This is a genomic window from Hymenobacter agri (assembly GCF_054778495.1).
Map to the genome: position 1 here is coordinate 1 of NZ_BAAGZM010001275.1, position 567 is coordinate 567.

Sequence of the window (567 nt, forward strand, 5' to 3'; positions counted from 1 at the left end):
CCTTACCCGAGCCCCCTCGACTGGAGCACCGTAGCCCCCGCCCAGCGCCCCGGCATGGACGCCGCCATCTACGTGTTTGAAAGCGCCGGGCAGTACGGTGGCTCGTACCGCGCCAGCGTGAACGGCGTGGGCGGCAACAGCAACAGCCCGCAGCCCATTGTGGTATCGAGCCAGGGCTACTTTGTGCGGGTGAGCTCGGGCCAGACCAGCGGCCAGGTGAACCTCGATAACTCGAACCGCGTGACGACCTTCGGCACCCAGCCCAGCTTCGGCCGCGGCACCGCCGACACCCGCCCCCAGGTGGCCCTGACGTTGCAAGGCGCCTCGGTAGCCGACGCGGCCTACGTGTACTTCCAGGCCGGCGCCACGGCGGGCAAGGACGTGGAATTTGACGCCACCAAGCTGAACAACTCGCACGGCCTGAACCTGACCTCGCTGGCCGGCGGCGAAGCCCTCGCCATCAACGGCCTGCCCGCGCTGGGTACCGCCACCGTGCTGGTACCCCTGAACGTGGCTGCCCCGCAAGCCGGCAGCTACGCGCTGAAGGCCGATGCGCTGGCCAACCTG

The 567-nt window shown here is 69.3% G+C and carries 1 protein-coding gene; it reads left to right on the forward strand.

The genetic code is table 11. The features are described 5' to 3' along the window. Positions 1 to 567 (forward strand): hypothetical protein (locus ACYVDE_RS25775; RefSeq protein WP_460504348.1); only part of this gene is annotated, 567 nt, incomplete at both ends.